At 55.7% G+C, this 8334-nt stretch carries 7 protein-coding genes; 5 read left to right on the forward strand and 2 right to left on the reverse strand.

The features are described 5' to 3' along the window. Nucleotides 1-450: 450 nt before the first annotated feature. Both BG61_RS24300 and BG61_RS24305 read right to left on the reverse strand, forming a co-directional pair. Nucleotides 451-1869 carry a hypothetical protein gene (locus tag BG61_RS24300; protein WP_035927933.1) on the reverse strand — a complete coding sequence of 473 codons (1419 nt, stop codon included), beginning with the start codon at nt 1867-1869 and terminating at the stop codon, nt 451-453. Nucleotides 1870-2229: 360 nt separating this feature from the next. After that, complete coding sequence (locus BG61_RS24305; protein ID WP_035927935.1) at nt 2230-2697, reverse strand: hypothetical protein; 468 nt, start codon at nt 2695-2697, stop codon at nt 2230-2232. A 208-nt stretch (nt 2698-2905) separates the two neighbouring features. On the opposite strand from BG61_RS24305, the gene BG61_RS24310 reads away from it, so the two are divergent. The 5 genes from BG61_RS24310 to BG61_RS24330 all read left to right on the forward strand — a co-directional run bounded on the left by BG61_RS24310 (nt 2906) and on the right by BG61_RS24330 (nt 8312). Then, a complete protein-coding gene (locus BG61_RS24310; RefSeq protein WP_035927937.1) occupies nt 2906-3754 on the forward strand; it encodes a hypothetical protein in 849 nt (282 codons plus the stop codon). Nucleotides 3755-3757: 3 nt separating this feature from the next. Continuing rightward, on the forward strand, nt 3758-6070 hold the full coding sequence (locus BG61_RS24315; protein WP_035927940.1) for a UvrD-helicase domain-containing protein: 2313 nt from the start codon (nt 3758-3760) through the stop codon (nt 6068-6070). A 67-nt stretch (nt 6071-6137) separates the two neighbouring features. Beyond that, nucleotides 6138-7223, forward strand: coding sequence for an ABC-three component system protein (locus BG61_RS24320; protein WP_129572071.1), 1086 nt, complete (start codon nt 6138-6140; stop codon nt 7221-7223). Between the two features lies 1 nt (nt 7224). Next, nucleotides 7225-7689: an ABC-three component system middle component 2 gene (locus BG61_RS24325; RefSeq protein WP_035927944.1), complete on the forward strand. Its 465-nt coding sequence runs from the start codon at nt 7225-7227 to the stop codon at nt 7687-7689. Nucleotides 7690-7691: 2 nt separating this feature from the next. Then, entirely contained in the window at nt 7692-8312 is a 621-nt protein-coding gene (locus tag BG61_RS24330; protein ID WP_035927947.1) for an ATP-binding protein, read from the forward strand. Nucleotides 8313-8334: the final 22 nt, after the last annotated feature.

The following is an 8334-nucleotide window of genomic DNA, read 5'->3' on the forward strand; positions in this document are numbered from 1 at the left end:
ACAGTGCTCTCCTGCAATGCTGCATGTCAACTGTCGAAAGAAGCATTGTTGATTAGGTCTCCTACGTCGTCGCTGTACCCCCGTTATCGTGGCTCGAAGGAGATTCTGACGCTAAGCTCTTCGAGCCCTGAACGCAGCTTTCGCGTTCGGCGACGCGCCCTCTGTTGCTATCAGTGAGAGCGTGGTAGCGGCGAGTCCGCTCGATTGCGCGGCCGCCGCTATTCCGCTTATGGACCCGGCTCGGTGACCATCCTTCAGTAGCGCAGGAAACTCGGGGGCTTGCACTAGCTTGCTCAAAAGGTCCTGCATTGCGGGCATAAGCGCTTGCGCGGTTTGATTGCACGCGGTTTCATCGAAGTAACTCCATGTGTAGCCTCACTTGCAACAGCCTTCGGACGGTTCTGAGGCAGCGAAAAAGCAGTGAGTTAGCGAGGACAGATTGTCTAGCTCTTAGCCGCGGGAGGTGCTGGGGGCCTCGACTGCCCTCATAGGAGCCTCTCCTTGGGAGGTCTGGAGAAGCAATAGTCCGGCCGAAGTAAGGGCCTTTTGACTACCTCGAGATTCGAACAATATCCGTTTGCGCTCGCTATAGCTCACCTCAATAAGGTCGACCAGTTCGTCGAACTTCAATGCTCTCGCGCATTCCAGAAGGAAGAAGCCTTGGAGTCTCTGGCGTGGCAGTCGTTCGAGTTTGCGGTCGAGCCAAATGCGGGAAACGACGAGTGCACCATCGTCTTCTTCGTTCGGTTTCAGTTTTAGGCGCACCGACCGGCGCAAGCGGTCGGTGAATGTTTCGCTTCTGCTGGTGCGACGCTCTGTCTCCAAAAATTCGCGCACAGCCAAAAACACTGCGAGGCGACGACGAATTAGCTTCTCTGCGCGCAAATACCGGGATGGTATCCCGATGCTTATACTCTCCGAGAAGGAAGTAGGCGCGACGGTCCAGCGGTCGAGCTCTGGTGATTTGACATTGGCGCCCGTCCTCAACGCTTTGAACTGCTCGATGGCTTCCAGGGCCTGGAACAAACGAGCCGCGCCTTCAATGAGGGTGAAGGGCTCGGCGTCAGAATCAATGTCCGCGGGCGGGTCGATTGCCGTGAAGACCAACGGCCTGCCATGGTCGATGCTGGTATGTACGCACACGCATGTTTCGGCAGGTGCTGTCGAGGCACCAAACCAACCTATCGGGGGGAGGCTCTCAAGTTGACTAAGACCTTCGCAAATCCGCGACCATCTCCCTGACGTGACGCCGCCCTTGCTTTCGAAAACATGCCATTTTCCTGACTGTGCTTCAACGAGGAAGTCTGGTGACTTCCTTGAGCGCAGTGAGAACGAGATGAGACGGCCTGGCTTAATGCTAGCTTTCGCGTAGATGCCAACATGCAGAAATGACCTGACCGGGTCACCTCCAGCTTTGAGCCACTCTTGTGCAGCCAGATACGCACCCATACCGCCCAAGATGAAGGAAAGAGACACCTTCTCCGATGCCTCGAGCTTCTTATAAAAGAAGCGAGGGAGTCTCGACTGATTCTCAACGCGGAAGCTTGCCAGCACCAAGGCCAGGCGCGCCTTAAGATAGTGCATCAGCTCTGCGCACTCGCGTGAACTGAGCGCAAGGTGCGTTTTCCACTCTGCTCGTCGTCCGTACCCACACTCGAGAATGGCTGCCGCGAAGTCGACGTCAGAGATGGCGACTATGGCGGGAGGCTTTCCTTTGCTGCCAAAGGGGACTGCACCTGCTGCTTTGAAATGCTTTTGAATGAAGGCGTACGGTTTGTACGTCATCGGCTTCGAGAACTGCTTCGCTCCGAGGACGCGGGGAACATAGAAATCGAACAGATTGCCGAGCGGGGTGACTTTTGTTGCCATAGGGCCTTGTTATTTTAGAGAGGAGCAAACTGCCGTCCGGCGTGAACTGAAATGCGGACGAATTGCGGGGGCCTTGGGTGTACATGCCGGCACTGCGACTCCCATCAACGAAAGCCGGTCGTCCTGCGATGCCGTTCCGAAAGGAGGAAGGAACTGTGGCAAATGACCGGGGCTGCTCGACTCGCTGGCGGACATCACCACATGCGGCGGCTCCGTAGAGGTTGTCCGGTCTCTCTAACTTCTGGAACTGCGCAACGACAACCTTCAATCGATATCTGTGTCCGTCGAAACCGATGGGCGAGCCCGCATGCACTCTCTTGAGTTTCGACCGCGCTCGCCCAGTCCCGTGGTTTTGGTCTATTAGCTGTAGTACTTGACCAGTTGCACGAATCCGTTCGGGAGTCGACGAACGGTGAGGTCGTGACCAGCAGCTTGACTCAATGCGAAACCACCGAACTGAACGCCTCCGCCGAAAGTGACACCAGGAGTCATCTGGACCCCGTTGATGTCCACAGACACCTTGGCTGAGAAGCTTCCGTCGGCGGTGACCGCAAAAACATCTTCGAAATGGACGCGCACGAGCCCGTCTGAATCCGGCACGGGGCTCTGCGCCGCTGCCGACTGTTCCGGATTCGCCTGCTCGGTTTCGGGCGGCGCATTGGGGACGGGCGAAGCAGTTTGTGGCTCCGGCGCGGCTGTCGTCGCTACAACTTGGACAGTGGGCGCGGATGCCGCGTTATCGCTTGCAGTGTCTTGCTTGCCGTTGCAAGCGGCGGTCGTTGCGGCCGCGACAAGCGCGGACGCCAGCATTAGTTGTCTTGCATTCATTTTCGGTAGGTGCTCTCCACGATAAAGGGCATAACGGCCATTTGTTGAAAACCTTTAGTTTTTTTCGCTATCGCGGCGCGCCCACTCGCGCCGTCCGCAGTTGGTGAAGCGGGTGGTAGCGTCAAATTTATTTGGGGACCAGCCGCACTGTACTTCGGGTGCTGTATGATAAATTGGCGCAAAATATAAGAGACTTTCGGGGAACAAGATGTTCGACGCACCTCGCGCGAATGAATTTACGCAGGGAACAGTGTTTTCTTGCGCCTACGCGGAAAATTACCAGGATGAATCGGTCTACGGCTTGATTATTACGGCGCGCTGCGACGCCGCGCAGGCGAAAGTATCGGCGTTCACATACGTACCTGTGATTCCGTTAAGTTCGTGGATTTATGTTGACGGTGCTTCTACGGTTCTTGACCGAGCCGAAGCCGACTACATGAACATCATCTCTGACCGACTAGAGAAGGATGGTCTATCAGAATCGCTGCTCTCGACACACTCGCTAACCGCAATATACGACGCACACTACGAAAAAATTGAGAACGAGAAGGCCAGAAAATCTCAGTGCGAAAAGCTTAGAAATGTCATCGCGCAAGTTGCAGAAACGCGGGCACTTCAGACGGACAAAACTAATCGAGAGCGACTAAGGGCGCATTTGACAGTTTGCAAGTCACACGTCGACTCGGTGGTAAAAGAATTGGCAGGACATAGGCTCTCAGGCTATTATCTTCTCAGAGGGTTGGAAGCGCTCGACTCTGGTGAGGCGCAGGACTTTGTAGCGTTGCTGCGCGAGGTCCATCACATACCAAGCAGCGTTGCCAAAAGCATCACTAATGGTATCTCCAAGGACCAGTGGGACGTAGCGCAGAATAAGAACGTCGTTTGTCCAAAATTCCTCGGAACTGGTGACTATGCCCTTCCAGTGGCCAAATTAACTTCCCCCTGGATAGAGCATCTGATGCAAAACTTCGCTTTGCTGTTCTCACGCATCGGCGTGCGCGACAACGATGTGGCGGACGTCAGGAAGTCATTGCGGACCATCGGCATTGGAGCTTAGCGCGTGAAATACCTATACATATGCCAAGAAGCCGCTCAGGAGCTAGTCGCGGAGCGGATGCTCCAATCTGCTGAGTTCGAGACGGGTAAAATCTTCGCCAGCTTTATCCGCTCGCAGGTGAAGTCGATGGCGCTAAGCACGAAAATAGCCGCGGTGACCGCTGGAGAGGGCGCATACATCCTTGCGCCCCAATCAAAGTGTCTCAACTATATCGTCTTTGACCTCGAAGAAGCGCCTAGGCTTCTCAGCCTTGACGACAACGGCTTGCTCCTTGTCATCCAGAAGACATTGCGGTTTGGCATCAAGCTCTGGAATGACTTAAAACCAAGTTCACACGAGCGCGTTCTGCAAAACGGAAAGGCCGTGGTCTTTCCATATCCGATTGGAATGCAGACCGACTTGCGAGCCGTAATAGAAAGGCAACCTGATGAAAGAAGGCGAAGCAGGCGTGAAGCAGGTTCGGCACTACTAGTTTATAAATTCTCAAGTGAAGAAGGGGAAGGGGTTGCCGAGGTTCCTCGTGTCACGAACTTCCGCAAGGCAGTTGAGGGAAAGGCGGCCGCCATCGCTGCTGCCGGCGAAATGATTACGCGTTTGAACCCCCAAGCGCGCCCGGGTAACCAAGTGCTCGCGGTGACGCAGTTGGATGCGTCCAATCACGAACGACCTGCATTTCAGGCTGGATTGGACGGGTGGCGCACGATATTGACCACCGGGCAGTTGGAATTTGTGAACAGACACCTAGATGTTCCCCACCGAATCGAAGGGCCTGCTGGAACCGGCAAGACCCTTTGTCTCGTTCTGAAATGCCTCAAAACACTAAACGACTCGAAGCTTGAGCAAACGGACCATCGAGCGTTATTCATCGCACACAGCGAGGCAACAAAGCGAGCCATTGAAAGTCTGTTCGCAATTAACGACCTCGACGGGTTCTACACGTCCGAAAATCCTGCTCTAGGCGCGGCACAGACGCTCCGGGTCACCACGCTCCAAGCCCTCTGCGCGGACTTATTGCATCAGGAGATATCAGAATCCGAGCTGGTCGACCGCGACGCTTACGAGTCCAAGCAGGTGCAAATGTTGTATGCGCGGGAGGCCGTGGATAGTGTGCTTGCCGAAGAACTTGAGTCTCACCGTCCTTTTATGACGATGGACTTTATTGAGTTTCTGCTGCAGACAGACCGTTGGGTTCTTGCGGACATGCTGCGACATGAAATCAGCGTCCAGATAAAGGGCCGAGCTGACCAAGACCTCGACAAGTATAAGAAGCTTCAGCGTTTGAAGGTGGGGATGCCGGTTGCATCGGAGGGTGACAGGTCCTTCACATTTCTAATGTACGACAGGTATCAACGTGAACTTGTCTCGTCCGCCCAGTTCGATACTGACGACGTCGTTCTGAGCGCAATTTCGCAGCTCAACACGCCCATTTGGCGGCGCAGACGCAGTCGGGAGGGATACGACAGCATCTTCATCGATGAAACGCACCTCTTCAATCTGAATGAATTGTCGGTGTTCCATCAATTGACGCGCGACGACGCAGCACAGCCAATCGCTTACTCAGTTGACCGCTCCCAGGCACTGGGCGACCGGGGTTGGACCGATGACGCGTTTGACCTGGTTTTCGACCCGGCGGAAAATGTCGAAAGCTCGGCTCGAACGCCGGTAAAGTCGATATTTAGGTGTTCGCCGGATATCGTGAATCTGGCGTTCTCCGTCACGTCCTCGGGTGCTACGCTTTTTACCAACTTTCATGACCCGTTGACTGCGGCCGTGAGTGCTTTCACTTCCGAGGAGGAGCGTAAAACCGAGCCCCCTCTGATGCTGCAATATGCGTCGAGCGAAGCAATGCTGAACGGCGCGTTCACACGTGCGGACTTGCTCGCAAGGGAGATGGACGGCTCGAAGGCGGACGTCGTAATCATTGCCTTTGGTGACGACATCTTTAAAGAACTTCAACTGCGCGCGCAGGCTTCGAAAAAGCCGGCTGAGGTGATTAAGAGCCGCGGAGACCTTGAAGCTGTCAATCGCGCACGGCAGTCTGGACGCTTTGTGCTAACCGCTCCCGAGTTTGTGGGAGGGCTGGAATTCTCGGCGGCGGTTCTCGTGGGCGTTGACGGCGGCCGAGTGCCACCGAAGGGCGGGAGTTCTTACGAAGACAGCCAAAACTATTTGAGTTACTCCTCCCATCAACGCGTTTACGTCGCTCTGACGAGGGCGCGCTTTCGTGTCGAGCTTCTTGGGGAAAAGTCTCGTGGGATAAGCTCCATTCTTACCAACGCAGTGCAGGCAGAGTTGCTGACTGTCCGCGACGCCTGAGAGGGCGGAGGCCGAGCGGACGCTAGTTCATGCAAACGCTACAGAACCTACTCGGGGGCAGACTGCCGTGGTAGAGAACAAACCTGATGTTGGCAATGCTGCCCCTAAAAGGCGGAAAGCTTCGACCGACACCAGAGCGGTAGGCTATGTGATTCAAGCTGGAGCCCACGCTCCCGTCGCCCAGCTAAGGTTGATGGACGCCACGTCGTGGGAGATTTTCGTCGAGGAATGTTGCCTGCCGCTGGCGGGCAACACGTATCAAACCGTGAAGCGGCTGGGGATGCCTGGTGACAAGGGGCGAGACGTTGAGGCAATCGTTACGCTTCCGCGAAAGCAACACGGCTGGGACCTTTATCAGTGCAAGTACTATAAGGGCCCGGTGGCGGCGTCCGACTTCTTTCCTGAGATGGCCGGCTTCTTCAGCCACCTCGCGCGCAAGAGCTATCCCGAGCCCAGCACATACTTTATATGCGCTCCGCATGACTGCGGTGTCGACCTTTATGACCTGCTGGTTTCCGAGCCCGAGGAATTCAAAGCTGATTTCTTGCAGGCATGGGTTGACGGCAATCGAGGATTGAAAAAGAACCTGACACCCGAAATCAAGGCTGTGGTTGAATCCTTCGATTTTTCACGTTTTAAGGAAATGTCGGCGCGTACTTTGGTTGAGATGCACGCGAAGAATCAGTCTGCGCATTTCAGGCGATTTGGAATCAGGCCGAAGCGTCTCGATGACCCAGCGGTCCCGAGGTCGCCGACAAAGCGTGAGCAGAAGTACGTCGAGGCTCTTCTCGCCGTGTACAGCGAGCACGCCGCACATTCTGTCGACCGCAACGGACTGACCGGCAGTGACTATGAAGAGCATTTCTCGGCGTGCCGCTCAGAGTTCTACAGTGCCGAAGGTCTGAAGCGATTCAGCCGGGATATCTTCCCCGGCGAATTCGATGCGTTCCTCGCGACAATGCTAACGACGGTAAAGAGCACTGTAAGCCTGCCCACCCATAAGACCGGGCTTGAGCGACTTTGTGCGGCCACAGAGCGTTCTTACCAGTTGAAAATGGCTGACAGTCCACTCAGCGAGAGTTTGCGGTCCCCCGATATGCCAGGGGCATGCCATCACCTAGCTAATACTGGCAAACTTAGCTGGGTCAAATAAGATGAACTCGTCTCCGTTCAATTCAGCATTTGAACTCGGCATCAGAATGGCGTTTATCCTGCACGCGCTGCGGCCGGGCGTCGCCGACCTCCAGAAGCTCGTCCTTCTAGACTACGCGCTCGTCTATTCTGCCGACCTGAACGGTCCGCCGAGTCTCCACACTCCAGTGCCGCAACGGAGCAGCGAGGTTTACACCCGGAGACACCGCATTGAAGAGGGACTTTATCTAATGAGCGCGAAGGGCGTTGTGACTGCCGACTTCAACGACGACGGCATCGTCTATCTGGCAGGCCCGCGCTGCCGACAGCTCGTGAACGCATTCACCTCCCGGTATGCACGCGAGCTTGAGTTGCGCGCCGGCTGGGTCGCCGGCACGTTCGGCGACGTGTCGTCGGACTCCTTGGCTCAACGGTTCGACACTGAGGGGCGCCGTTGGGGCGCAGAAATTGGCGACCTGCTGAACTGACCATGGCTTTCAAACTACTACGGCTTGTGGTCACCGGACCCGCGATGGAACCAGCGACATTCGTCCTGTCACGGCCAACCACGACAATCTATGGGCCCAGCGAGACCGGCAAGTCCTACGTTTTTCAGTGCATTGGCTATTGCCTTGGCGGCGACACAGTGCCGGAGGAGATTCCAGAGGCGAAGGGGTACCAATCCGTTTATCTTGAGATTCAAGCTGGTCGTGGCTCTGAGAACTTCCTCGATGAGACGGAACATCAAGCTGCACTGGACCTAGGTGACTTGCCGCCGAAGCCACAGGACGGCGACATATTCACCATCGTACGCGGCATACAGGGAGGTGCCGAAGCAGTCTATCGGACACATATCGAGGGCGTAGCAACCGCTCGAAAGCTCAAGATTGACTGCAACGAGCTTTTGAAACGCCTGATTGGCGTCAGCGAGAGCGTCGTCTTCAAAAAGGCAGGAAAGAAAGGTGTGATTTCCGCGGGACCCTTGCGACATTGGTCAATGCTCTCGCAGACATCTATCGTCGCCAAGGAGAGCGTCCTCGGAGACTCCAATGCGCGTATGGAGAGAAGCGCGGCCCTCGCGCTGATGCTTGGTGGCGTCGATGATACGTAAGCGCCCGGTGATGGCATCTTGA

This window comes from Caballeronia glathei (assembly GCF_000698595.1).
GTDB lineage: Bacteria > Pseudomonadota > Gammaproteobacteria > Burkholderiales > Burkholderiaceae > Caballeronia > Caballeronia glathei.